The organism is Halalkalibacter alkalisediminis (assembly GCF_028610705.1).
In the GTDB taxonomy this organism is placed as follows: domain Bacteria; phylum Bacillota; class Bacilli; order Bacillales; family Bacillaceae_D; genus Halalkalibacter; species Halalkalibacter alkalisediminis.
Window position 1 is genome coordinate 23,133 of record NZ_JAQQWT010000024.1, and the last position, 23,779, is coordinate 46,911.

The window sequence follows — 23,779 nt, forward strand, 5'->3', positions numbered from 1 at the left end:
AAATGAGATCGTTAAAGAAAAGAGTAAGACAGCAACCGGCCCCTCTGATTGATAACAAACAGGACCCTAAGTCCTTAACTGATTATTTTACAGGTGACCTTACTAAAGATATAGAAATAATTAGACTCGAAATCGGTCATAATTCGGATGTGAACTTTCGGGAGTTTCTCCTTGGTCAAACAGGCATTCGGGCAGCGATTGTTTTTGTGGACGGGCTGTCTGACAAAGAACTCATTGATAAACATATTATAAATTCACTCATGCAAGGCTTTCCCGAAGAAGATGAAGCAGCACCATATTTAGAGAAAGATTCCATATCAACAGACTTTATTAAAAATCATGTGTTATCTATTAGTCAAATAAAAGAAGTACGAAATATTAAAGATTTACTGTTAGAAATATTGGCAGGTTCAACTGCACTGTTGATTGATGGTTCACCGGAAGTAATAAATCTCGGTACCGCAAAAGAGAAGTCACGTAATATTGAAGAACCGATTTCAGAGCCATTAGTTAGAGGGCCAAGGGTTGGTTTCACTGAAGTTCTAAGTGAGAATACTGCCATGTTAAGAAGTAATGGTAAAAGTGAAAATTTATCATTCGAAAAGTTTCTCGTAGGAAAACGTACAAAAAAAGAACTAGTAGTTGCCTATTTTAAAGATATTGCTAATCCAGAATTAGTGGAAGAGGTAAGGTCAAGAATAAAGAAAATCGACATTGATGATGTATTAGAATCAGGTTATATAGAGCAATTGATCGAAGATAATTATCTCAGCCCTTTTCCTCAAGTACAGAGTACAGAACGTCCTGACCGGGTGATCGGTGCATTGCTGGAAGGACGGGTGACTATTTTGTTGGATGGGACCCCTTTTGCCTTGATTGTTCCAGTTACATTTAGCATGTTGTTGCAATCACCCGAAGATTATTATGAACGTTGGATTCCCGGTTCACTCATCCGTCTATTACGTTTTGGGGCAGCATTTATTTCGCTAATAGGACCTGCATTATATATTTCCTTTATCTCCTTTCATCCGGGATTGATCCCAACCAAGCTAACGATATCTATTATCGGAACACGTGAAGGCGTCCCATTTCCTTCACTTATAGAAGCACTGTTTATGGAAATAGCCATCGAAATATTACGGGAAGCAGGGCTCCGTTTACCGAAGCCTATTGGCCCAGCCATAGGGATTGTAGGTGGATTAATCATTGGTGAAGCTGCCGTACAAGCAGGAATTATAAGTCCTATTATGGTTATCGTAGTTGCAGTAACCGCCATTTCATCCTTTGCAATCCCTCAGTATAATGTAGGGATTACGCTACGTTTCTTACGCTTTATAGCCATGTTTAGTGCTGCTGTGTATGGATTGTATGGATTGATTCTATTTTTCCTCTTCCTATGTAGTCATTTGGTGAAGTTGAAGAGTTTTAATGTACCTTATGTTAGTCCGGCAGTTCCTTATCAAATAAAGGATTGGAAAGACTTCATCATTCGTATGCCACTCAAGATGATGAAGCGCCGACCGAAGATGATGCATACGAAAGATTCAATTCGTAAAGGATAACTCTCCTACTAAAGGAAGTGAATGAAACCGATGATCTCTAATCCAAAAGATAGAATTACTACTGCACAAACAGTTATTTTTATTGTCAGCTATATCATTGCGGTTGGGATTCTCACCCTGCCTAGAGTTACTGTGGAGGATGTAAATACACCTGATGTTTGGATATCCGTTATTTTAGGCGGTCTGATCGCGATGATAGCAGGGATAATAATGGTGAAATTAAGCCAACAGTTTCCTGAAAAAACCTTTTTCCAATACAGTCAGGATATTGTTGGGAAAATAGTAGGTCGGATCCTAAGTATACTTATTATTTTTTATTTTTTAACGACTTCCGCATTTCAAATCCGAGTACTTGGAGAAGTAACAGGTTTTTATTTATTAGAAGATACCCCCACTTCGGCCATCATTATACCAATGATGTGGATTGGTATCTATTTGATTTCGGGAGGCATAAATTCGGTCGCTCGTCTACTTGAAATCATTTTTCCCTTTACAGTTATTATTTTTTTGCTAGTGCTCTTCATGAGCTTCGAACTATTTGAAATCAATAATTTACGTCCAGTATTAGGAGTAGGAGTAATGCCTGCGTTAAAAGGGGTTAAGACAACGGCTCTTAGCTATACAGCTTTTGAAACGTTGTTATTCCTTTTAGCATTTATGAAACAACCAGATAAATCTGTAAAAGTTGTGCTCATTGCAACGGCTATTCCCTTAGTGTTTTACGTGGTTACGGTCGTAATGGTTATCGGAGCCTTTTCAATCGATGGAGTGGTAACAAGAACATGGCCAACGATTGACCTCATTCGAAGTTATGAATTTTCTGGGTTGATATTTGAAAGATTTGACTCTTTGTTACTTGCGGTATGGGTTATGCAAATATTTGCTACCTTTATTATCGGCTATTTCGCGGTTTCCCTGGGATTTGCTCAACTCTTCAAAAAGGACATGCTCCCATTTTCATTTGGAGTACTTCCGATTATTTACATCATTGCTATGATACCGAAAAATATCAATCACCTATTTACATTAGGGGATTGGATCGGCAATGCTGCGCTGTTTTTATTTGGTATCCTTCCATTGCTACTTCTGATTATCACTAAAATTAAGGAGAAAAAAAATGACGCAAACCCTTAAAAAAATTTGGTTCTTTTTAGCTTTTGGTTCATTTCTTTTTCTTACAGGGTGTTGGGATAGTCATGAAATTGAAGAACGGGGCTTTGGAGTCGCTATGGCGTTCGATATGGGGAAGGAGTCGCAAATTGAAACGAAGCTAAAAGAAGAAGGCGCGGGATTTCCAAAAACAGACCTTATCACACTTACCTATCAGTTTATTAATCCAATAAATACGGGTGGGCAGCAAAATAATGGTGGTGCTGCACAAAAACCCTACATAAATGTTTCTCAAACAGGTGATTCCACCCATCAAATCATTCGTGAAATTGCAATGAGAATGGATCGTCCCGTATACACTCCACACTTAAAGGTATTAGTTATAAGTGAAGAGCTTCTAAACAAGCTCAGTTTACAAAAGTTACTCGATTTTGATCTCCGTGATGAGGAGATGAGGCTAAGCGCTTTTGTACTCGTTAGCAAGGGAAACGCGAGTGAGACACTCGATGTTAAGGGAACAGGAGACATTCCAGCGTTTCATCTGATGGAAATCATAGAGAATCGATATAAATCAACTAAGATTTTGCCTCCCATGCCTCTAGTAAAATTAACGGGTAAAATACATTCAGGCTCCAGTTTTCTCATACAAAATGTAGCCTCAGCAAGTGGAGAAGTTAAGTTAGCAGGTGCTGCTATAATCAATGGGAAAACAAAAAAATGGCATGGTTTTTTAAATGAAGCGGACGTAGAAGGGTTAACTTGGTTAACCGGTGAGGGAGAAGGAGGTGTGTTAAAAAGTTTCGATGAGCAGACAGGTCAGATCGTCCTATTCGAGGTAAATTCAATGAAAAGAAAAATTACATCAACTATTGATGGAAACAAGATCTCCTTTGATGTGAACATCGAATCAGATGGGAGATTATCTGAAAATTGGGTCGTTACTGAGAAAGATTATGAGAACGAATTTCTAAAAAGGGTGGAAAAGGTAGCAGAAAAAGAGGTGGAGGGCTTAGTGAAGAGTGTACTAGAAAAAATGCAAGAGGAATACCAAGTTGACGTTGCGGGTTTTGGAGAACATTTAAGAATTGAGCACCCTAAGGTATGGGAAAAAGTCAAAAAAGATTGGGACCAAACTTTTAGTGAGATTCCTATCACTTATAACGTGAAATTAACTATTACAGATTATGGTACAGTAACTTCTAAGTAAAGAAAATGTAACAGGTTATTTAATAACAATAAATAATGAACCAGCTGATTTAACTTTTATCATACATAATAAATGCAGTAATGGGAAACCATAGCTTGTCTACTATTCATGATGATGGTAGTGGTGGTCGTTACAGTTCGGTCTCGATACCACTACCAAGATTGTTAGAGCATTCGGGTGAAGAATTAAATGTAGCCAGATTAGAATGACTCATGCACTTAAGGTCCACTTTCTTCTGTAGTCCTTTCCAGTGGTTCTTAACTGCCTGTTTCATAAAAAGTACCAGTGATCGACCAAATAAAAACCACCCCGTATGCAAACAAGGTAAGAGCAAAACAAACAATTATTTAACTCGATTGAATTGACGAAATTACATTACCCTTCTACCTTTTTATGGTTCCTTTCGTTGATTTTGCTGAGCTTCCCATTGCGATATATGCTTATCGCTTTTCTCATTTGAATATCTACTAACTGTATTTTTAAAAGATCGTGAATAACGTAAAGTTGTTAAAACCAAGAAAAGTCAAGTTGTCACAAAATCAAAAAATTTCTCTAATCATAAGCTCTTAATCACTACCTGTTATTAATAAATCATCTACTAAACAAGCTAATATTTTATTAGGCGTGACTTTATCCTTTTCGTTTACGTAAAGAGAAGTAATAACGCCACTTGCTCCGATAGAAATTTCTTTTAAATCACCTTCCAAAGTTTTAATTAAAATTAATTTTTCCCACTCATAGACATAGGAATCCTTTTTTATAAAAACTTTTTCAATGGTTCCCTTATAGGGACTTACTATTATATGATCTATATGATTCATGGTTAATACCTCCCTTATTTAATCAATGTTAATACCATGTTATTAAATCCAACCCCTAAAGCGAGAGGCTTCTGCCATTCTACGTACACCGGTTATATAAGCTGCTAGACGCATGTCAACTTGATAGAGTTGTGATGCATGATATATATTTTCAAACGAATTTTCCATAATTGTGCGTAATTTATTATCTATATCTTCTTCTGTCCAATAATATCCTTGATTGTTTTGTACCCATTCAAAATAGGAAACAGTGACTCCGCCAGAACTGGCTAAAACATCTGGCACTAAAAATATGTCCCGATCGGTTAAAATTTTTGTTGCTTCTAATGTTGTTGGTCCATTTGCAGCCTCAACGACAATCTTTGCCTTTATTTCATGAGCATTTTCCAATGTGATTTGGTTAGAGATAGCAGCAGGTACAAGGATATCACAATCAGATTTGAGAAGTGCTTCATTGGTTATTGTATTTTTATAGAGCTTGGTCACAGTTCCATAACTATCACGCTTACTTAACAAGTGAGTGATATCAAGTCCTTCTTTATCATATAGAGCCCCATATGCATCGGATATTCCAACAATCTTTGCTCCGGCATCATGCATGAATTTAGCTAGGAAGCTTCCAGCGTTGCCAAATCCTTGTATAATCACTCGTGCCCCTTTTAATTTGAGGCCTTTTTTCTTTGCAGCTTCTTCAATACAAATGGTTACCCCTCTTGCTGTAGCACTTTCTCTCCCTTGTGATCCTCCAAGGGCAAGTGGCTTTCCAGTAATAAAACCTGGTGAATCAAATTCTCGAATGCGGCTATATTCGTCCATCATCCAAGCCATAATTTGTGAATTTGTAAATACATCTGGTGCTGGAATGTCTTTTGTTGGACCGACCACTTGACTTATCGCTCGAACATACCCCCGGCTTAACCCTTCTAATTCACGAAAAGACATGTTTCTAGGTTCACAAATAATACCGCCCTTTCCACCTCCATAGGGGAGATTGGCAATACCGCACTTTAAACTCATCCAAAGAGATAATGCTTTAACTTCTTCTTCGTTTACATCTGGGTGGAATCGCACCCCACCTTTTGTTGGGCCAACTGCATCATTGTGTTGTGCACGATAGCCCGTAAATATTTCCACTTTCCCATTATCCATACGAACTGGTATACGTACAGTAAGCATTCTTAATGGTTCTTTAAGCAGCTCAAACATCTCATCTGAATAACCTAATTTATCTAAAGCTTCATGAACCACGTTTTGTGTAGATTTAAACAGACTTAATGTTTTTCCATCTTCATTACTTTGGGATTGAAGACGATTTAACTCCTTTGTTGTACTCATTGTTCATTCCACCTTTATTTAGTTTTCATTAGCATTTACATAAATGTTTAATGATTGTATATAATTGAATGCGATTGTAATCATTAAAAAATACTAAAGTCCCACACCTCAGCAATATGTTTTAATAGCTCAACACCTGCAAGGCTATTACCATATTCATCTATAGCAGGTCCGTAAATACCAATACCACAGCCCGTTTGAAAAGGTAATTCCTGGCGGTATCTAGCTGGAACTGATGCCATAATCCCACCGGACACTCCGCTTTTTGCTGGTATTCCAACAAATGCTGCAAATTTCCCTGAAGCATTATACATTCCGCAAGTTAACATTAAACCTTTAATTAGCTTGGCTAGTTGTTTAGGAAAGATTTGTCTCTTGTGAATGGGGTCGTATCCATTTTGGGATAGAATTAAACCAATTAGCGCAATATCCTTTGTATTTACTTCGATTGAACATTGTTTTAAGTAAACTTCTAACGCCACCTCTACTTCTGATTCTAAAAATCCACTTTCTTTCAAATAATAAGCTAAAGCTCTATTTCGATTTGCTGTTTTCCACTCAGACTGAAATACTTTTTCATTCAAGGTTGGTCGTTTCCCAACCATTTTTTCTATTAATGCATATATTGATTCTAACTTTTGCTCTGGCGATTCTCCATAAAGAAGAGACGCTACTGTAATCGCTCCCGCGTTAATCATTGGATTAAACGGTTTACCCGGTTTATGCATTTCTAATCGAACGATAGAGTTAAATGCGTCCCCTGTAGGTTCTACATCAACACGTTCTAATACATAAGAAATTCCACGGTCTAAACATGCAGCAATAAAACTAATGACTTTTGAGATACTTTGCAAAGTAAACGGGATTTCCCAATCTCCTGACTTGATTTCCACTCCATCGGGATTAATCATGTAAACTCCTAAATCCGATAGATTTGACTCCTTTAAAGCAGGAATATAGTCAGCACATTGGCCATTAATGCCTAACGAACGATAGTTCATGACCCATTCGTCAAGGTATTTTTCCTCCTTAGAAATCATTTTTAGATTCATCTCTGCCCCCCTTGTAAGCGTTTTCGTTATTTTGTTTAATAGATATAATTCAGTTTAGAATTTAAGCTACGAAAAGAATCAAAACACTACAAATTAATCAAAAAATTATTTTCTAAATTATTATTTATTCCTGTTTTACATCGTTACATTAGGCTGAACAGATAGGGGGGAATACATCGATAGCTATAACTGCTTTTTGCTAAGCTAAAAATATGAATGATAAACAAAATAATCCAGTCTTAATCAAAAAGAAGACTGGATTATTCCAAAATGAGCATTTATTAAATTCGTTTCCGGTAGTCAAAGAGCTTTCTTGTCTTTTATGCTTCTTTACGTTTCTCGACTTCTTCCTCTTTCCAGCATTCTACATTTTTAAGCCCCTTAATATTACTTGCATAAAATACAGGATCTCTTCCCTCTTTTTTCTGTTTTAAGTAATCTTTTAATACGGCTATTGCGATTTTCCCAATGAAAGCCAGGGCGATTAAGTTCGTGATGGCCATAAGTGCCATAAATAGGTCAGCTAAATTCCAAACCATGCTTAAACTTGAAACGGAACCTAAAAGAATCATCCCTAACACAGCTAGTCGGAAGACAAAAATGGCTGCTTTATTTTCCTTAATATATCCAATGTTAGATTCCCCGTAGTAATAATTTCCAATAATTGAACTAAAGCAAAATAATAGGATCGCAATAGCGACGAAAATACTTGCCCACGGTCCGACGTGGCTGGCTAATGCACTCTGAGTAAGCTGAATGCCACCCATTCCTTCTCCAGCAATTCCAGATAATAAAATAATAAACGCTGTTGCACTACAAATTAATAAGGTATCAACAAAAACACCTAGTGTTTGAACAAACCCCTGTTTTGCGGGGTGACTTACATCCGCTGTTGCTGCTGCAACAGGTGCACTTCCCATACCAGCTTCGTTAGAAAATAATCCACGTTTTACACCATTCATTATGGCTGCACCTATTCCACCAGCAACTGCTTCGTTTAAGCCAAATGCGCTAGATACGATAAGACCCATGACTCTTGGAATTTCACCAATGTTTAAAATCACTATATATGCAACCAATATTAAATAACATATAGCCATGACAGGTACGATCACCTGAGACACTTTAGCAATACGTTTAACACCTCCAAAGATAACAAATCCGGTAAGTATGGTTAAACCTATACCGATTATAAGGCGATTCGTACCAAATGCTTCCTCAAATGCAACTGTAATGGTATTTGCTTGAACGGAATTGAAAGCTAGTCCAAAACAGAAGGTGATTAAAAGCGCAAATAAAACGCCCATCCACCTTGCCCCAATTGCTTTTTCCATATAGTAGGCTGGACCCCCTTTGAATCCACTTGTATCTTTTACTTTATAGACTTGAGCTAAAGTACTTTCAATAAAGCTTAATGCTGCACCGAAGATTGCGACAATCCACATCCAGAATACAGCACCTGGACCACCTAATGTAATCGCAATGGCTACCCCAGCTAGATTACCTGTACCAATTCTTGAAGCTGCACTAATACAGAAGGCTCCAAATGATGAAACTTGAGTCTTTCCATTACTAGTAGTAGGACTATCTTTCATCAAACGAAACATTTCTCTTAGATTTGTAACCTGAACAAATTTTGTTCGGAAAGTAAAATAAATACCTAAACCAACAAGTAAAGCAATTAAAACATAGGACCACAGAATTGTATTACCCCAATTAATCAAACTTTCTACCACAAGGATCACCTCTTTGTTTTTTTATAAGCCAAAGCAGCATCTTTCTACGTTTATACCTTATTGAGGTATGCATAACTTCTCAAAAGCAGATTTATTGTCGGTTATCTCCTATTTGCTGCTGTACGAATTCATCCTGATATTTCTCTTTAATCGATTATCCAATTCCTTCCTTTTTAAATTGAAGATACCTCCTTTGTATGCGCTTTCACCAGAGAACCTAACAAATATACTTTAGTTTAGAATCTAGGCTACAAAAAGAAACAGAATACTACAAATAAAACGAAAATTTTATTTAATATTTGTAGATGTGCTATAGTAATTGAATAAAAAGAATCTTTTATATAAACTAACTTTAATTAGTTGGAATTTTCACATGGGAAGTGACACATTTTGAATATGAATCCTTTACTAAGGAAAGAGCGGACTATTATTCTATTCATGATATTTTTTGTTCCATTAGCAGGCGAAATTAACTTTTATCCGATTAATGAAACGTTTCGAGTTAGCTTAGGACCACCAACTCTTTTCTTATTCCTTCTATTTTTAAGAAAGTCTGCCATTATCCCAGGTTTTTTAACAGCTGTACTTGTTGTGTTGTTTCGAATGCTACTAGATTTCATGATGCAATCAAACTTTAACTGGTTAATTTCGTTTGAAACTCATTATCCGACTTTTTTCTTTTACTTCACTTATACTTGCCTTTTTTATTTCGCAAAAGTTAATCGTTTTCACCATCGTCCTTGGATCATTGGTTTATTTGGTATAATCATTGAAATATTGTCCGACTTTGCAGAGTTACTCATGCAATATATTGTATTTGGAGTTCGCTTTCCTTCAGGCTTATTGTCCGAAATAGTTCTTATTGCTCTTTTTCATAGCTTTATGGTATTGGGTGTTTTTAGTATGATGAAACTATATGAAGCACAATCTCGAGAAATCGAAGTTCGAAAGAGAAATGAACATATGTTATTACACGTTTCTAATTTATATGAGGAAACGATTCATTTGAAAAAAACACTTCAAAATTCAGAAACGATTACTAGAAAAGCTTACGAACTATATAGAGAATTAAATCAACATCATCCTATAGAAGACAAACTCCTAAAAAAAACTCGTCAACAATTACTTGAAATTGCTGGTGAAGTACATGACATTAAAAAAGATAGTCAAAGAATTTTTGCCGGATTATCAAAACTTATTTCAAATGAAAGCTTTACAGATTACGTCAATATTACCGAACTAATTAAAATAATTGTTCGAGCCAATGAAAAATATGCTAGTTTATTAGAAAAAGATATTCACTTTAGCTTTATCATTAAAGGGGTTCATCCCTCTTACCATATATATACCATTCTATCGATTGTCAATAATTTAGTCGCAAACGCTGTAGAAGCCATTCAAGAAAAGGGAACGATCAAAATAGAGGTTAGTTCTCAGCCGCCGAATTCAGTTGAATTTCGGGTTGAAGATGACGGACCTGGTATCTCAGAAAAGTATAGGGAATTAATATTCAAACCTGGCTTCACTTCTAAATATGACGGTATGGGTAATCCCTCGACAGGTATTGGGTTAACCTTTGTAGAAGACATGGTCACAAAGCTTAATGGAAACGCTACCTTCCAAAGTGACACAAGAGAAAAAGGGACAATATTTACAATTTGCTTGCCAGTTGAGAATTTAATTGAAAAGGAGGATTCATAATGAATTTTTATATAACAGATGATGATGAAACGATTCGTTCGATGCTGTCTCAATTTATCGAGGATGAAGATCTAGGGGAAGTTGTTGGTGAATCCGATGATGGAGCATTAGTCGAGGGAGAAGCATTAAATTTGAAAAAGGTCGATATTTTGTTGATTGATTTATTAATGCCTAATCGTGATGGTCTTGAAACGATTCGATCGATCCAACCGACTTTTAAGGGAAAAATCATTATGATTTCTCAGATAGAATCAAAGGAGCTCATTAGTGAAGCGTATCTACTTGGAATAGATCACTATATTATAAAGCCGATTAATAAAATCGAAGTAATAGCTGTTATCCGAAAAGTGATGGAACATACACGCTTAGAAAAATCGATTAACGACATTCAAAAGTCATTAAACACTGTACTTCAAATGGATACTGGATTGAGTCAAAAGAAGTCATCTTTTAAGGAATACAATATTAAGAATTATGGGGAGTTCCTTTTGTCGGAATTAGGCATTTCGGGTGAAAATGGAAGCAAAGATTTAATAGAGATTTTGGTTTTTTTACTTAATTATGAAAAGAAGAATACGTTTGATCACGGATTCCCTTCTCTGAATGACATTTATAAGTATTTGGCAAATAAAAAGCTTGGAGCTTCAGCAGACGAAGCAGACTTAAGAAGGGAAGAAAAAGCGTCTAAACAACGTGTTCGTAGAACGATTTATCAGTCATTGAAACACTTAGCCTCTTTGGGACTTACGGACTTTTCAAATGCGAAATTTGAAAAGTATGCTTCCTATTTTTTTGACTTTACTATCGTTCGCAAAAAGATGACAGAATTAAAGAACGAATCAAAACCATCATTCACTTCAACACGAATTAATATGAAAAAGTTTATTCAAGCTTTATATTTTGAAGCAAAACGAATGATGTTAGACGGATAAAATCAGATAAAAACAGCTATCTGTTACACTCAATGCAAAATCGTACGGAAATTGAATATTTATCAACGTTAAACATGGAATAGTAACACTTCAATGAAAATTGTCTGACAATGTAAAAAAGTGTCTTGGAAAAAAGGAGTGTGATATTAAAGAAGTCGATGATAAAGTGTTAAAAGAAGTAGTGTATTCCTTGTTAAACAATATATAAGTAGTAGAGCAGATATATAATATTGCAGTGTAGAACCAATGTAACATTTAATGCATAATTTCAAATTAGACTGTAAGGAGTTAAGGGATCGTTTTTATTTCTAAGTTCCATAGTCAGGCACTAATCAAGAGGATAAACTAATGTTTATATATACTATTCTTTTTTGTCCTTTTCTTTAAAGGAAAGCGTAAGAAGTTTTGTGTAAATGGTCATACTTTCCAATAAAGAGATGACCATTTATGCAAGACTATGCAAACAAAACGATTATTGTTTTTTGATGCAATCCAGTGTGTAAAGATAATCAAATCATCAATAAGGTAGCCTACAGTGTTTTGGACATCCCCATGTCCGGGCAGAAGGAAACCTCAGAGATTGGGATTGTTGAGAATGAGAGTGCCAGTTTCTGGCTAGAAGTTTATACATACCATAACCATGAGAGTTAGTGATGAAAACAGAGTTTAAATCAAGTCCGCCTTCTATAATTTTAACTATTCTATTAATAATAATCGTATTTAACGTAATAAATCCCTACAATTCAATGATTTTGCCCCCCATAATAAAATAATTAAAATTGTAAAAGTTGAACTTAAAAATAAAAAGGAAGGTAACAACTTAGTAATCTAAGCATTACCTCCCAGGCCTTTATCCATTATTCAACCAACCCCAAGCTTTTCAACCCGTTAAACACACCTGAATTCCTGACATCCGTTGTTTGATGCTTAGCATATGGAAGAAGCTCCGGCTGCGCATTTCCCATAGCAAATCCTTCTCCTACAAAGCTAAGCATTTCTTTGTCATTCATTCCATCGCCAAAGGCAATCGCCGTTTCCTTTGACAGCCCAAGGAAATCTAACACTTTTGATACTGCAAATCCTTTATGAACCTTGTCACGGATCACATCAAAAGCATGATCCTTAAATCCTTCTACATTTATCGGTGACAGATGAATGATGCCCGCTTCTTCATAAAGAGCTACATCATTTGCTTTGAGGTTCATTAAGGAGATTCCTAAAATATGATTGCGGTAAGAAGAATGATACCTTTCATTGTGTTTTAAATGAAATTGGTTAATGAATTTCCTCATAACCGGAGCTTCATTTGTAGTGAGCAGATTTTTTTCATTTGTGTATAGGATCGCTTCATGACCTTTGTCTTCCATGATATTGAGGAAAGCTTCTACTGTACTAGCCTCCATTGGCTCCATACACACCTCTTTTCCCTTATGTATAGCAAAAGCCCCATTGTAACCAATAAAAGATTCAATTTGTAACTCTTCCCCTATTTCATTAATTTCATGTAATGGTCTCCCTGTTGCGAGGAACACCTCTAACCCCTGTTGTTGAACTTGTTTTATGGCTTCTTTTGTTGATTGTTCAATCTCGTCTTCTGGCGTTATGATCGTTCCATCGATATCAAGGAACAAGATAGTATGTTTTCTCATTCAAACTCTCCTTTTTTACTTTCACAAAATGTCACTCGCAAATAAATATGTTTAGAGATGAATTGAGTATAACATGACTTTATTTTTCTATTTCATTATCTAGAAAAATGGGCTAAGTAGTTTTTATTAGAAAAAGGAAAAAAAGAAAAATTGTGATTCATGTCACAGTTAAATATTAGTAAATCTCTTATTCTGTAATTAACAAAGGACTTAAACAAGAAGTCAACCTTATTTAAATTCGAAGGAGTGATTGACATGACCATTTTAAATTATCAAACCATCCTTGTTGCAGTTGACGGGTCCACCGAGGCTAATTATGCCTTAGATAAAGCCATTTATCTAGCAAAGGAAGACGATGCACAATTGATCATTTGCTTTGTTCTCGATAACCGTTCGACAGGAACGATAGCAATATCAGATCATTCATATGTTGAGCATGCCAAGCAATATGGAAACTCGCTTCTAAATGAATGTCAGGAAAAAGCTGTTCAAGCAGGTCTCACCAATGTCAAAAGCGTTCTTGAATTTGGAACCCCTAAAATTACAATAGCAACTGAAATAGCTCCAAAACACAACGTAGAATTAATCGTCGCCGGTGCAACTGGTTTAAATGCGGTTGAGCGCCTGATTGTTGGTAGTGTTTCAGAAAATATCGTAAGACGGGCTAAATGCGACGTTCTGATCGTTCGTAAACGTGATTAATATAAACGTATTACAAAAAACTCGTAGGAAACCATTCTACGAGTTTTTTGAACTAATAAAACACATTATCCTTATCCCTTTAGTCTTTCTAAACATTTATGAGCCACTTATTTCATATAAATATAAACGCAAAATCCTTTGCAAAAATATATATGGGAGCGTGCATAATGAGAGTAAAAGTCTTACAACCGATTTTTGGAGAAGCAGCCAGTCGTCTAGTAAATAAAGCAAGTGAATATCCAGAAACCATTTTGATTCGAAAAGCACACTGGGTCGTTGATGCCAAAAGTCTTTTAGGCTTACTGGCGATTTCATTACAACCAGAGCAAGAAATCGAGTTCGAAGTTAGAGGTAGTAAAAGTCAAGAAGGGGTCGAATCTATTGTAAACCTTGGTTTATTTGAAAAAGTGTAGGAGGAGGTTACTCAAAAGGTCTGTTGGCCTTTTGAGTAACCTTTTTTATTTTCCTTTCACTCCAACTACTTCTTTTCTATCCTTCATGATGATAAGAAGTAATTGATATAGAATATACCACCCTAAATAAGCACCTGTTATAAGAAAAAATCGGTTTAAAAAGATTCCATGAATAGTCGTCATAAAGACCTCATTTGTTTCTAAAATGAAGTAGATCGCATTCGCTGAAATGGAGCCAAAAATGACCGTAGCCGTAAAAGCTACTAGGCTGAATAAAAACCTAGCTCGTTCCCATACCTTTTGAACGAAAAACATAACAATTGGAACGATAAGGACGGCACAACCAATCCAGAAATTCACTAAAAATCACCTTCTTTAGTTAGTAAAAATGCATTTATCAGTATAGACCATTTCATAGATTTTAAGCCGGTCTCTATTTTCAACACAAAAAAAGAACTAATGCGATTTATGTAAACCGCATTAGTTCTTTTGACTAGTTATCAACTTCAAATTTATAAGTAGTTCCATCGAGCTTTTCGATTTGAATATCAATTTCAACCGCATGAGGATTCATTTGAAATTCTTCGAGCCATTGCTCTGCAAGCAATGGCAAGTCCTGTGTCTCTTCTATATCAACCGCAGAAAACATTTCTTCAATAAACTCCTCGGCTCTTTGATCTTTTAATTTCACTTTTTCATTTTTCCACTCAATTTCTACTTCTGATTTCACTTTTTTCTTTTTTCGTTCCTGCTTAAGTTTAATCTCAGTTTGATCACTTTCTATAGTGATTTCTAGCTTTTCAAGCTTCTCTAAAAAAGGATTCCCTGCTACAATCAGTTCTTCATTAACTAATGAATCTTCCTTCTTTTTTATCGGTTCGCTTGTATTGACATGTACCGCCAAGACAGGGCTTTCCTCCACCACATGTATAAGCTCTTCCCCTAGTTTGCTTTCTTCAAGTATGAAGTCAGTTTGAAGATCTGTTACTTCTTCGAGCGTTTCGTTATTAAAATCGGTTTCACTATCTGCAAACGATAAGAAACCAATCGATAAAATAAGCGTGAATAACGCACCAATGAACATGTATCCAAATTTCTTCATAGTCCCTCCAATATTCAAAATCTACTCCATTTATTATATAGGAGATCCCTTGTCATTCAAGATACAAGAGGAGTAAGTATTTTGAACTAGAAAAACCTAGCAAACCTCACCTTTGTTAGACTAAAAGGTGGGGTTTGCTTTTTGATCGAGCCTTAAGAACCATTTCATCTATATCGACTCTCGATAAGAGAGATAGTTTGTTCGGATAAGATCGTTTTTAGTCTTATAGTCCGTCTTCTTCCGTATCTTCTGTTTCTGCATCGAATTCCGTATCAAACTCTTCTGTCTCATCCATTTCAGCATCAAACTCTGTATCAAATTCTTCTGTCTCATCAAATTCCGCTTCTACATCTGTATCAAATTCTTCGGTTCCTTCACTTTCGTCAAATTCCATCTCTTGCTCAAAGTCTTGTTCTTCTCCTCCTAGAGTCGGTTCGTCTATACCATCATCACCACATGCTGCTAAAATCCCTAATGATAAAACTGCAGAAGCTGTTGTTAATAAAATCTTTTTCAAAGTAAAAACCTCCTATGTGTTTTTGTTTTTCGTTTACAATTGTTATCCTATCTCGTTTCATTTTCAATGTATAGGGCTTCCACGACTTTAACATCTCATTAGGAGTTTTTTACTTTTTTTGCGATATCACTCTTTAAATCTCATACAATCTTCGTGGTTTTATAGAGATTTTTTGAGATTTCAAACCGAAAACACCCTACAAATCTACCGAAAAAGTCTTTTTTCAGTAGCCCTTGTAAGGTGTCCACTTTCTTATTTAAGAATAAAGGTTGTTTGACTGTGTCCTTCTCTTGTTTTCTTTACATCTAAAATCGCTGGAATGGCTTGCTTCAACTCTTGTACGTGGGAGATGATTCCAATCAACCTCCCTGATTGTTGAAGGTCAATTAGCGTATCAATTGCTTTATTCAACGACTCTTCATCTAACGATCCAAAGCCTTCATCAATAAACATCGTTTCAATTGAAATCCCACCTTGATGAGATTGAATTACGTCAGCCATACCAAGTGCTAGACTTAAGGATGCATGAAACTTCTCTCCACCTGATAAAGTTTTCACATCGCGATTATGTCCCGTATAATTATCAAATACATCAAGACCAAGTCCACTTTGTTTTCCTCTCTTTTCAAGTCGCTCACTGCGAATGAGCTGGAATTGACCATTGGATAAACGATTTAAACGCTCATTGGCAGCTTGGACAATCTGTTCCAAAAATTCTATTTGCAAATACCTTTCAAATGACATCTTTTTCGAGTTTTCTCCTCTAACGACATCATAAAGGTCTTTATGAAGGTAAAACATTTCTTCTGCTTCTTCCACCTGCTCGTGGGCCAGCTCAATGTTGTTTTTCCCCTTCATGGCAGCTTCGTAGAACTGATTTATTTGTGTTAACCCTTGGTGAATCCCTTCAAGCTCTTGCTCTAATTGCTTCAACTGTTCAACTAAGACGTGTAAATCTTTTTGTTCCTTACCTTGAAGCTCTTTCTCTGTATTTTCAATTTGTTGAGTAAGAGAGGAACGATTTGCCTTAAATAACTCGACTTCGTTCTGTATAGCTTCACGACTTTGTTTCGGAAGTTTACAATCCACATAATCTTCTTCAGAAGCAAAATTTGCTTCTAGAAGAGCTTCCTTAAACGTACGAAGTGCCTTTGCTTTTTTCTCGAGTGTTACCTCAAGCTGTTGAACAACGTTTTTCAATGTCATATCAGCTGTTAATTGACGTTCCTTTGCTTGGGTTAGCTCTTGTTGAACGTCCTGCCATCTTTGTTCAAGCTCTTGTTTAACTTGTTGTGCTTTTTTTATTTCCCCGGCAAGTGCATCAATGGATTGCAGGTGTTCTGGGATTGTGTTCATTTTCTGTTCTAGTAGTGCTTGTTCCGTTTGGTAGCTCGACTGTTTTTGATGAAGTGAAGACTCTGTGTACGTTTTCTCTGTTTCTAAATCTTCAATGATATCTTCTAATTTCTCTTGCTTCATTCTCAGTCCATCTACTTTTTCTTGATCCGATTTTAAACGTAGCAACTTGGTTTCAAGCTCTTGTTCAACCTGTTTTAACTGCTCAAGATCGACCTCGTTTTGCTCGACCTTTACCCCTAAGGTGATCAATTCCTGTTTTTTTTCATTAGTCTGAGAATAGACAGCACTTAGTTCTGCTTGCAAAGTTCGGTAGGCACCATCCATTTGGTCTTTTTCGAAACGCTTTTGATCAAGCAAATCCTTTGTTGGGATTTCTGCTGTAGATTCTGCTCGATTTGGATGTTCTTCGCTTCCACATACTGGACAAGGTGCACCCTCATGGAGATGCTTTGCAAGCAAACTTGCCTGTCCTTCTATCCAAAGAGTTTCTAACTGTTCATAAGTCTCCTTCACTTTCCCTAATTCTACTTCTTTTAGGAAAACTTGATTCGACAGTTTGACTTGCTTCGCTGATAAGGATAAATAGGCTTTCCCTGCTTTAACTTGCGCCTGTACAATCTGTAAATTTTGACTAGTTTCAGGAATTCCCTTTATGTTTTCCTCAAGCTGCTTAATTTTTGTAACTAAACTTCCTTTTTCATCTTTCTTTTCTGTTCGTGTTTTGTTAATATGCTCCACTCTATCGTGAAGTGCTAATACTTCTTGCTTGAACAGAGTCACTGTTTGTTTTTTTTGATCGAGCTCTGATACATCAGGAAGATATTCCTTAAGCTTATTAACCGTTAAGTTAGCTTCTTCACGGACTTGTTTGTTTTCCTCTTCCGTTAAATAAGCCTTTTGAGCTTGTGATAGCGCGGTTTCAGCTTGTTCAAATTCAAACTTAGCGGCTTCTTGATTTTTTTGTAGATTGATTTTTTCAGTGGTTACATCCAAAAGATAGTTCTCATGAATTTCAATTTGACTCGCTTTCATGGCTTGACTCAGTTTCTGTTCTTTTTCTTGTATAATTGGAAGCTGTTCATCTAACTTTATCTTTTGTTGACGCTCTTTTTTAAGCGCGTTAAACCGATCATTCACTGCTTTAGCTAGATGATACTGTTCTGTTTTTTCTTTTAACTGTTCCTTAGTTTGGTCTAGTCTTTGCTGCTGTTTGTTTCGTTCCTCTAAGTAAAAGCAAGTCTCTTCAGCTAATGCTTCGAGCACTTGATGGGTATTGTAATTTTCTTGTTCAAGCACTTGAACAAGAGTCGAACCCTCTCTTTTCGGGAGAGTTTTCTCTACATTTTTTATATAAAGATCTCGCTCTTGTCTTTGTTTTTCATATACCTTTTGCGAGACCAAGCGTTTCTCATTTAACCCCTCTGCCATTTGCTTAAAATGAACCGTTCGAAAAATTTTGCGAAGAATCTCTTCTTTATTTTCGGTATCTGACGTGAGCAACTTTCGAAACTCACCTTGTGGCAGCATCACAATCTGTCTGAACTGATCTTTTGTTAAGCCAATAATCTCTTGAATTTTTTGATTGACATTCCCAACTGTTAAGCGATCTACTAATAATATTTCGGATTGATTAGTTGTTTCATATAGTTCATACTTGTCTCCCGTTGGTGTTTTGTTTGTGCCTTTTATATGGGGCATCTGCCTGAATACTCTGAACGAGCGTCCACGTAACTCAAACTCAAAATCTACAGACGTATGAACGTCATCTTCAGCAAACTGACTTCGTAACATCCGTGAATCACTTCTGTCTTCTCCACTTGCGTCACCATACAACGCAAAACAAATCGCATCAAAAATTGATGTCTTCCCTGCTCCTGTGTTTCCTGAAATAACAAAGAGTCGGTGATCTTTTAAATCTTTAAAATCAATCGTTTCTTCGTTTTTATACGGTCCAAAGGCCGTAATTGTCATCTTTAATGGTTTCATCCTCGCTCACCTTCTTTTTGCAAAGTTTCTTGTAAAACGTCGCGAAATAACTCCTCGGCATCCGCCTGTATTTCTTCGTTTTTGACTTCTTTGTAAAAAGCTCTAAATAAAGAGAGTTCATCCATTTTAGAACGGGAAACTAAAGGGAGGGTTTCTTCACTTTGAGTAACCGCTTTTATGGTTCTTTCAACATGCATTGCATTCGGATAAACCGTTCGAACACGCTCCATTGGGTAAATGACCGGGTTATCATCTAGCAATTTGATAAACACATAATCATCATTACGTTCATGTTTTTCAATCTCATCTATTTTGCCTTTTACCGTACGAATATGGCGTCTTGGTTCAAGTAGTTTCTTTTCAACCGTTGCTTGTCCGTTTTGATCTAATTCAACAACATAATATCCCTTTTTATGGTGCTCTTCCGAAATCGAGTATTTTAAAGGTGAACCCGCATAGCGAACATTTTCAATGCCGACGTGATGCGCTTGATGTAGGTGTCCAAGAGCCGTATAGTGAAACGGCTCAAAATGGCTTGCATTCACATGCTCAGCACCTCCAATCGCTAAAGGACGCTCCGAATCACTCGTGTTCTCTTTTGTTTCACCACCTGGTGTGACAAATGCATGCCCCACAAACACATGACGAACACCTGAGTCCATCGACTTTGACACTTCTTCAACGATCACACGCATCGCTTCGTCATGCGTACGAATTGCATCATTTTCTAGCTCATAACGAACTTTACTTGGTTCTGCATATGGTATGAGGTGGAAATGAACGTCTCCATGTTCATCTTGTAAAATAACTGGTTCATGTAGCTTCGTGAACGAGCCTTTAATATGAAAGCCCGTTGATTTCATCATTTTACTCCCAAAGTCTAATCGCTCAGGTCCATCATGATTTCCACCTACGGCTAGCACAGGTGTCTTCAACTTCACAACAATCGTCTCTAAAATTTCATCAAGTAAGTCGACTGCATCTGTTGGTGGAATGGACCGGTCATAAAGGTCTCCCGCAATAATGACAGCATCAGGCTTTTCTTCTTCGATCGCTTGTACAAACTGTTGTAAAACATGCTTTTGATCTTCTGTCATATAAACACCTTGAACAAGCTTTCCAAGATGCCAATCAGCTGTGTGAAAAAATTTCAAATCGAACACCGTCCTTTTTCCATTTCATGGTATATTTATCATAATACCTTGCTAATCATCTATGATCAGTATGTTAGAAAGGTATACCAAAAACAGTATACCCTTTGACTGTTACTTCTCTATGATCCTACTTTTTATAATAAAGAAAAACGAAAGATTTCTCTATGGGAAAGTCTCCTAAACAAATGAGGTGTAAAGAATGAAACGCACATTCGCAAGACGATTACTATTTGTCCTTATTTTAACCCTCCTATTATTTACCCTGTTCTTTAGAGATGGAATTATTCTTGACTCACTTGGGGTTCATATGAAACGTCCGTTTGGAAAAGTCATCAATATGCCTGAAGAATATTCAAATGTGGATAAAAATAACAACGGCATTCCTGATCCTATTGACATCGTTCAAGCCGCCAGAAAAGAAGTCGAACAACGAACAACTTATAAAAGCACTTATTATGCTGGTGGATATCCTCCTAACGATGAGGGGGTATGTACTGATGTTATTTGGCGCGGGTTGCTCGGGGCAGGTGTGGTTTTGAAAGATTTGATTGACCAGGATATTAGTGAAAACACAGCTTTATATCCACGCGTTGCTGGTACTCCTGACGCTAATATTGATTTTCGTCGTGTCCCAAATCAATTTGTTTACTTCGACCGTTTTACGGAGTCTTTGACTACTGACCTAATACCGAAAGACATAAACAATCTGAAGGAATGGCAACCAGGAGATATAGTTGTTTTTATAGATGGATTTCACCATGTTGGTATCGTTTCAGATAAGAGAGACAAAGACGGTGTCCCGTATTTAATCCACAACAACCGTCCATTTGCCGCTGAGGTGAAACTGAGCTCGTTTACAACACCGATCGCTGGGCATTATCGTTGGAACTATTAACACTTTTACAGCTGACAAGCCTTAAAGTCTAAAAAATTCGATTGAAAATATGAGCACTCTCCACCTTATTTACATAGGTTATTAGGAAATCATAATCCCAGCCTTAAAAGGAGAGTTGTCAAATGAACCCCTATCACTATCACGGGTATACACCTCAACAGTTCCATTCGTACGTACCAAATTCTCATAACGCTTTTTATTCGCAGACAGAACCACAAGGGTTCACACGCCAGCAGCCTCAAAGAGAAACGATCGAAAACAGAGTCAATGAACTTGAAAGACAAAATCAACAGCAGGTTACTGAACTAACCAGAATCAATCAAGAAATCATTCGGATAAACGGGGAGTTAAATCGCATTAATGGAGAAATCAGTCGTCTAAATCAAAACGACGAACTTCATACAGGAAGGCTTAATCGGTTAAATCAAAGACTTCGGACTGTTGAAAGGAATTTAAACCTTCCTTATACAGCAGGGGAAGATGGATTTTAATTTAACTATAACGCTAGCAGGCTTGGCTCCAAAAGAATAAACCATTATCGTCACTTTTCATATGATCAAGTTAGGATCAGTTCTTGCGAGTACAAATAGGACTTAAGGAGAAAATCCTTAAGTCCTATGCATTGCTATATGCACACCAATTGGCTAATTTTTTCTCTCAATTTAATTTCTTCTTCTTTTAATTGATCCTCTTTATTTTCATTAATCCCATCATAATCAAACCTATGAAAATAGCATTAAAAGATAGATTCATCCATATTACAAACCTTATTCAGATAGGCCGATAAAATGGCTCCGAGTATCATTACAAACAGAATTCGTACGGACTTCTATCTTTTCGTAAGCAATGTACTAGACTTCCTTCTAATATGATTACAATTATTTTTCAACGTTTATCACCACCTGTTTTCTGTTAGGCGCTTTCTAATGAATCTTTTACGCTAGTATAAAAGACTTTCCCCCTACGAATCTGAATTTTCAGCTGAACGATCACCCTAGAATATATTTTGGATAGTACTAATTTTCTTAACAACTTCTATATTATAAATTAATTGAGCCCAACTATTTTCCAATTTTTCAAACATCATGCTAAACTATTTATATCTACATAATCTTTTGCGAAGGAGTTTTCATCATGAAATATAAAACACTTGGAAGAAGTGGTTTAGCCGTTTCAGAGTTATGTCTAGGAACGATGACTTTTGGCAACACCACTTCAGAGGAAGATTCCACCACAATGATTCATCGTTTTCTTGACGCTGGTGGGAATTTCATTGATACTGCTGACGTTTATGTCAGTGGCGTGTCAGAAGAAATTGTTGGAAAAACCATTAAGGATTTCCGTCAAGATGTCATTCTTGCTACGAAAGTAAGGATGAGAGTAGGAGACAAGCCTAATGATGTAGGCTATTCAAGAAAAAGAGTGATCGACGGTATAGAAGCGAGTTTAAAAAGACTTCAGACCGACTATATAGACCTTTACCAGCTTCATGTTTGGGATCATTTAACCCCCATTGAAGAAACATTACGTACACTAGATGACCTGATTACTTCTGGAAAAGTTCGTTACATTGGATGCTCCAATTTCTTAGCGTGGCAATTAATGAAATCATTATCTCAGAGTGAACTAAAGGGCTATGCAAAATTCATCTCGATTCAACCGCAATACAGCTTAGTGAACCGTGAAATGGACCGAGAAGTCATGTCCTTATGTATAGAAGAAGGAATTGGTGTACTTCCTTGGGGTCCTTTAGGTAGCGGTTTTTTAACGGGTAAGTATGAAAGCCTGGAAAAGCCTTCATTTGGTCGCCTCGCTACGGCAGTAAGTGGTGAATCTAGTTGGGAAAACAAAGGAACTGAACGTAATTTTAAAATAGTGAACACCGTAAAAGAGATAGCTGCACAAATTGATAAAACACCAGCCCAAGTAGCACTAAACTGGTTATTAATGAAAGAAGGCGTTACGTCCCCTATTTTTGGCGCTCGAACACTTGAGCAATTTGACGAAAATATCGGAGCGGTAGACTGGAGATTAACAGAAGATCAATTCAACGAATTGGATCAAGTAAGTAGCCTCCCTTCTGAATACCCGACTCGTTTCTTAGAAAAGTTCCGCCGGGAGATTTAAATAGACTTCTCTCCGTCAACAAGGTAGATGCAATGATTAGTAAAAGAGATTGTTCAAAGCCGGATTACACTTTGAACAATCTCTTAAGTTTGAAGAGGTTTTATTGATGAAAATGATATTAGTTACTACTATTCACGAATGCTTCTTTCGTTCGAATATTAACTACACTTACTGATTTCCCTCTCCAATTCACTAAGAAGATCCCAATAAAAATTAACAGTCCTCCAAGCATTACATACCATTCGATGGCTTCACCTAACAACACCCACCCTGATAAAACACCAAAAAATGGGGCCAAAAATAAAAATGCGCTTACCTTTCCAGGATCCCCTTTTTCTAATAGACGAATTGTAATATTAAGTGCGACACCTAAAAATAAACACAAAAAAGCCCATGATACTTCGTGTAAAATGAAGTTA

21 protein-coding genes and 1 pseudogene are annotated in these 23,779 nt (G+C 36.6%); 11 read left to right on the forward strand and 11 right to left on the reverse strand.

Annotated elements, in window-relative coordinates; all coding sequences use genetic code 11:
• Window positions 1-2: 2 nt before the first annotated feature.
• From PQ474_RS20290 to PQ474_RS20300, 3 genes are read left to right on the forward strand one after another with little or no spacing between them, the layout of a single operon-like run.
• Window positions 3-1,562: a spore germination protein gene (locus tag PQ474_RS20290; protein ID WP_273847289.1), complete on the forward strand. Its 1,560-nt coding sequence runs from the start codon at window positions 3-5 to the stop codon at window positions 1,560-1,562.
• 30 nt (window positions 1,563-1,592) lie between these two features.
• Entirely contained in the window at window positions 1,593-2,696 is a 1,104-nt protein-coding gene (locus tag PQ474_RS20295) for a spore germination protein (protein ID WP_273847290.1), read from the forward strand.
• Window positions 2,680-3,879 carry a Ger(x)C family spore germination protein gene (locus PQ474_RS20300; protein WP_273847253.1) on the forward strand — a complete coding sequence of 400 codons (1,200 nt, stop codon included), beginning with the start codon at window positions 2,680-2,682 and terminating at the stop codon, window positions 3,877-3,879. Before PQ474_RS20295 ends, PQ474_RS20300 begins: the two co-directional genes overlap by 17 nt.
• A 566-nt stretch (window positions 3,880-4,445) precedes the next feature.
• Here PQ474_RS20300 and PQ474_RS20305 read toward each other — a convergent pair.
• The 4 genes from PQ474_RS20305 to PQ474_RS20320 form a co-directional block, all read right to left on the reverse strand.
• The gene (locus tag PQ474_RS20305; RefSeq protein WP_273847255.1) at window positions 4,446-4,700 is read right to left on the reverse strand and encodes a biotin/lipoyl attachment domain-containing protein; all 255 of its coding nucleotides are present in this window, start codon (window positions 4,698-4,700) and stop codon (window positions 4,446-4,448) included.
• A gap of 42 nt (window positions 4,701-4,742) precedes the next feature.
• Complete coding sequence (locus PQ474_RS20310; protein ID WP_273847257.1) at window positions 4,743-6,035, reverse strand: Glu/Leu/Phe/Val family dehydrogenase; 1,293 nt, start codon at window positions 6,033-6,035, stop codon at window positions 4,743-4,745.
• Between the two features lie 83 nt (window positions 6,036-6,118).
• On the reverse strand, window positions 6,119-7,087 hold the full coding sequence (locus tag PQ474_RS20315) for a glutaminase (RefSeq protein ID WP_273847259.1): 969 nt from the start codon (window positions 7,085-7,087) through the stop codon (window positions 6,119-6,121).
• A 320-nt stretch (window positions 7,088-7,407) separates the two neighbouring features.
• The gene (locus PQ474_RS20320; protein ID WP_273847292.1) at window positions 7,408-8,829 is read right to left on the reverse strand and encodes an alanine/glycine:cation symporter family protein; all 1,422 of its coding nucleotides are present in this window, start codon (window positions 8,827-8,829) and stop codon (window positions 7,408-7,410) included.
• A 390-nt stretch (window positions 8,830-9,219) separates the two neighbouring features.
• Between PQ474_RS20320 and PQ474_RS20325 the strand changes: the two genes are divergently transcribed.
• The 3 genes and pseudogenes from PQ474_RS20325 to PQ474_RS20335 form a co-directional block, all read left to right on the forward strand.
• On the forward strand, window positions 9,220-10,524 hold the full coding sequence (locus tag PQ474_RS20325; RefSeq protein WP_273847294.1) for a sensor histidine kinase: 1,305 nt from the start codon (window positions 9,220-9,222) through the stop codon (window positions 10,522-10,524).
• Window positions 10,524-11,456, forward strand: coding sequence for a response regulator (locus PQ474_RS20330; protein WP_273847261.1), 933 nt, complete (start codon window positions 10,524-10,526; stop codon window positions 11,454-11,456). Before PQ474_RS20325 ends, PQ474_RS20330 begins: the two co-directional genes overlap by 1 nt.
• 495 nt (window positions 11,457-11,951) lie before the next feature.
• Window positions 11,952-12,080: pseudogene (locus PQ474_RS20335) on the forward strand (IS256 family transposase); the annotation flags it as partial.
• 233 nt (window positions 12,081-12,313) lie between these two features.
• On the opposite strand, the gene PQ474_RS20340 reads toward PQ474_RS20335, so the two are convergent.
• A complete protein-coding gene (locus PQ474_RS20340) occupies window positions 12,314-13,105 on the reverse strand; it encodes a Cof-type HAD-IIB family hydrolase (RefSeq protein WP_273847263.1) in 792 nt (263 codons plus the stop codon).
• Window positions 13,106-13,360: 255 nt separating this feature from the next.
• Between PQ474_RS20340 and PQ474_RS20345 the strand changes: the two genes are divergently transcribed.
• Together PQ474_RS20345 and PQ474_RS20350 are read left to right on the forward strand one after the other, a co-directional pair.
• Entirely contained in the window at window positions 13,361-13,807 is a 447-nt protein-coding gene (locus PQ474_RS20345) for a universal stress protein (RefSeq protein WP_273847265.1), read from the forward strand.
• Window positions 13,808-13,974: 167 nt separating this feature from the next.
• The gene (locus tag PQ474_RS20350; protein WP_273847267.1) at window positions 13,975-14,220 is read left to right on the forward strand and encodes an HPr family phosphocarrier protein; all 246 of its coding nucleotides are present in this window, start codon (window positions 13,975-13,977) and stop codon (window positions 14,218-14,220) included.
• 45 nt (window positions 14,221-14,265) lie between these two features.
• Here the strand turns inward: PQ474_RS20350 and PQ474_RS20355 are convergent, their stop codons facing one another.
• From PQ474_RS20355 to PQ474_RS20375, 5 genes are all read right to left on the reverse strand, one after another.
• Window positions 14,266-14,580 carry a transposase gene (locus tag PQ474_RS20355; RefSeq protein ID WP_273847269.1) on the reverse strand — a complete coding sequence of 105 codons (315 nt, stop codon included), beginning with the start codon at window positions 14,578-14,580 and terminating at the stop codon, window positions 14,266-14,268.
• 133 nt (window positions 14,581-14,713) lie between these two features.
• Window positions 14,714-15,322: a Phr family secreted Rap phosphatase inhibitor gene (locus PQ474_RS20360; protein WP_273847271.1), complete on the reverse strand. Its 609-nt coding sequence runs from the start codon at window positions 15,320-15,322 to the stop codon at window positions 14,714-14,716.
• A 223-nt stretch (window positions 15,323-15,545) separates the two neighbouring features.
• A complete protein-coding gene (locus PQ474_RS20365) occupies window positions 15,546-15,839 on the reverse strand; it encodes a hypothetical protein (RefSeq protein WP_273847273.1) in 294 nt (97 codons plus the stop codon).
• Window positions 15,840-16,091: 252 nt separating this feature from the next.
• Complete coding sequence (locus PQ474_RS20370; protein ID WP_273847275.1) at window positions 16,092-19,184, reverse strand: AAA family ATPase; 3,093 nt, start codon at window positions 19,182-19,184, stop codon at window positions 16,092-16,094.
• Entirely contained in the window at window positions 19,181-20,338 is a 1,158-nt protein-coding gene (locus PQ474_RS20375) for an exonuclease SbcCD subunit D (protein ID WP_273847277.1), read from the reverse strand. Before PQ474_RS20375 ends, PQ474_RS20370 begins: the two co-directional genes overlap by 4 nt.
• 199 nt (window positions 20,339-20,537) lie before the next feature.
• Here PQ474_RS20375 and PQ474_RS20380 point away from each other — a divergent pair, with 199 nt between their 5' ends.
• The 3 genes from PQ474_RS20380 to PQ474_RS20390 all read left to right on the forward strand — a co-directional run bounded on the left by PQ474_RS20380 (window position 20,538) and on the right by PQ474_RS20390 (window position 23,360).
• Entirely contained in the window at window positions 20,538-21,233 is a 696-nt protein-coding gene (locus PQ474_RS20380) for a DUF1287 domain-containing protein (protein ID WP_273847279.1), read from the forward strand.
• A 122-nt stretch (window positions 21,234-21,355) separates the two neighbouring features.
• Window positions 21,356-21,724 (forward strand): hypothetical protein, encoded by a 369-nt coding sequence (locus PQ474_RS20385; protein ID WP_273847281.1) that lies wholly within the window; start codon window positions 21,356-21,358, stop codon window positions 21,722-21,724.
• Between the two features lie 643 nt (window positions 21,725-22,367).
• Window positions 22,368-23,360, forward strand: a complete 993-nt coding sequence (locus tag PQ474_RS20390; RefSeq protein WP_273847283.1) for an aldo/keto reductase — start codon at window positions 22,368-22,370, stop codon at window positions 23,358-23,360.
• Window positions 23,361-23,478: 118 nt separating this feature from the next.
• Here PQ474_RS20390 and PQ474_RS20395 read toward each other — a convergent pair.
• A partial coding sequence (locus PQ474_RS20395; protein WP_273847285.1) for an EamA family transporter occupies window positions 23,479-23,779 on the reverse strand: 301 nt, incomplete at its 5' end.

Excerpts from the sequence above, each read along its gene's own strand:
- PQ474_RS20305 (WP_273847255.1), bottom strand. The coding sequence starts at position 4,700 with ATGAATCATATAGATCATATAATAGTAAGTCCCTATAAGGGAACCATT.
- PQ474_RS20290 (WP_273847289.1), top strand. The coding sequence starts at position 3 with ATGAGATCGTTAAAGAAAAGAGTAAGACAGCAACCGGCCCCTCTGATT.
- PQ474_RS20385 (WP_273847281.1), top strand. The coding sequence starts at position 21,356 with ATGAACCCCTATCACTATCACGGGTATACACCTCAACAGTTCCATTCG.
- PQ474_RS20370 (WP_273847275.1), bottom strand. The coding sequence starts at position 19,184 with ATGAAACCATTAAAGATGACAATTACGGCCTTTGGACCGTATAAAAAC.
- PQ474_RS20390 (WP_273847283.1), top strand. The coding sequence starts at position 22,368 with ATGAAATATAAAACACTTGGAAGAAGTGGTTTAGCCGTTTCAGAGTTA.
- PQ474_RS20340 (WP_273847263.1), bottom strand. The coding sequence starts at position 13,105 with ATGAGAAAACATACTATCTTGTTCCTTGATATCGATGGAACGATCATA.
- PQ474_RS20310 (WP_273847257.1), bottom strand. The coding sequence starts at position 6,035 with ATGAGTACAACAAAGGAGTTAAATCGTCTTCAATCCCAAAGTAATGAA.
- PQ474_RS20300 (WP_273847253.1), top strand. The coding sequence starts at position 2,680 with ATGACGCAAACCCTTAAAAAAATTTGGTTCTTTTTAGCTTTTGGTTCA.
- PQ474_RS20380 (WP_273847279.1), top strand. The coding sequence starts at position 20,538 with ATGAAACGCACATTCGCAAGACGATTACTATTTGTCCTTATTTTAACC.
- PQ474_RS20360 (WP_273847271.1), bottom strand. The coding sequence starts at position 15,322 with ATGAAGAAATTTGGATACATGTTCATTGGTGCGTTATTCACGCTTATT.
- PQ474_RS20315 (WP_273847259.1), bottom strand. The coding sequence starts at position 7,087 with ATGAATCTAAAAATGATTTCTAAGGAGGAAAAATACCTTGACGAATGG.
- PQ474_RS20325 (WP_273847294.1), top strand. The coding sequence starts at position 9,220 with ATGAATCCTTTACTAAGGAAAGAGCGGACTATTATTCTATTCATGATA.
- PQ474_RS20345 (WP_273847265.1), top strand. The coding sequence starts at position 13,361 with ATGACCATTTTAAATTATCAAACCATCCTTGTTGCAGTTGACGGGTCC.
- PQ474_RS20350 (WP_273847267.1), top strand. The coding sequence starts at position 13,975 with ATGAGAGTAAAAGTCTTACAACCGATTTTTGGAGAAGCAGCCAGTCGT.
- PQ474_RS20330 (WP_273847261.1), top strand. The coding sequence starts at position 10,524 with ATGAATTTTTATATAACAGATGATGATGAAACGATTCGTTCGATGCTG.
- PQ474_RS20295 (WP_273847290.1), top strand. The coding sequence starts at position 1,593 with ATGATCTCTAATCCAAAAGATAGAATTACTACTGCACAAACAGTTATT.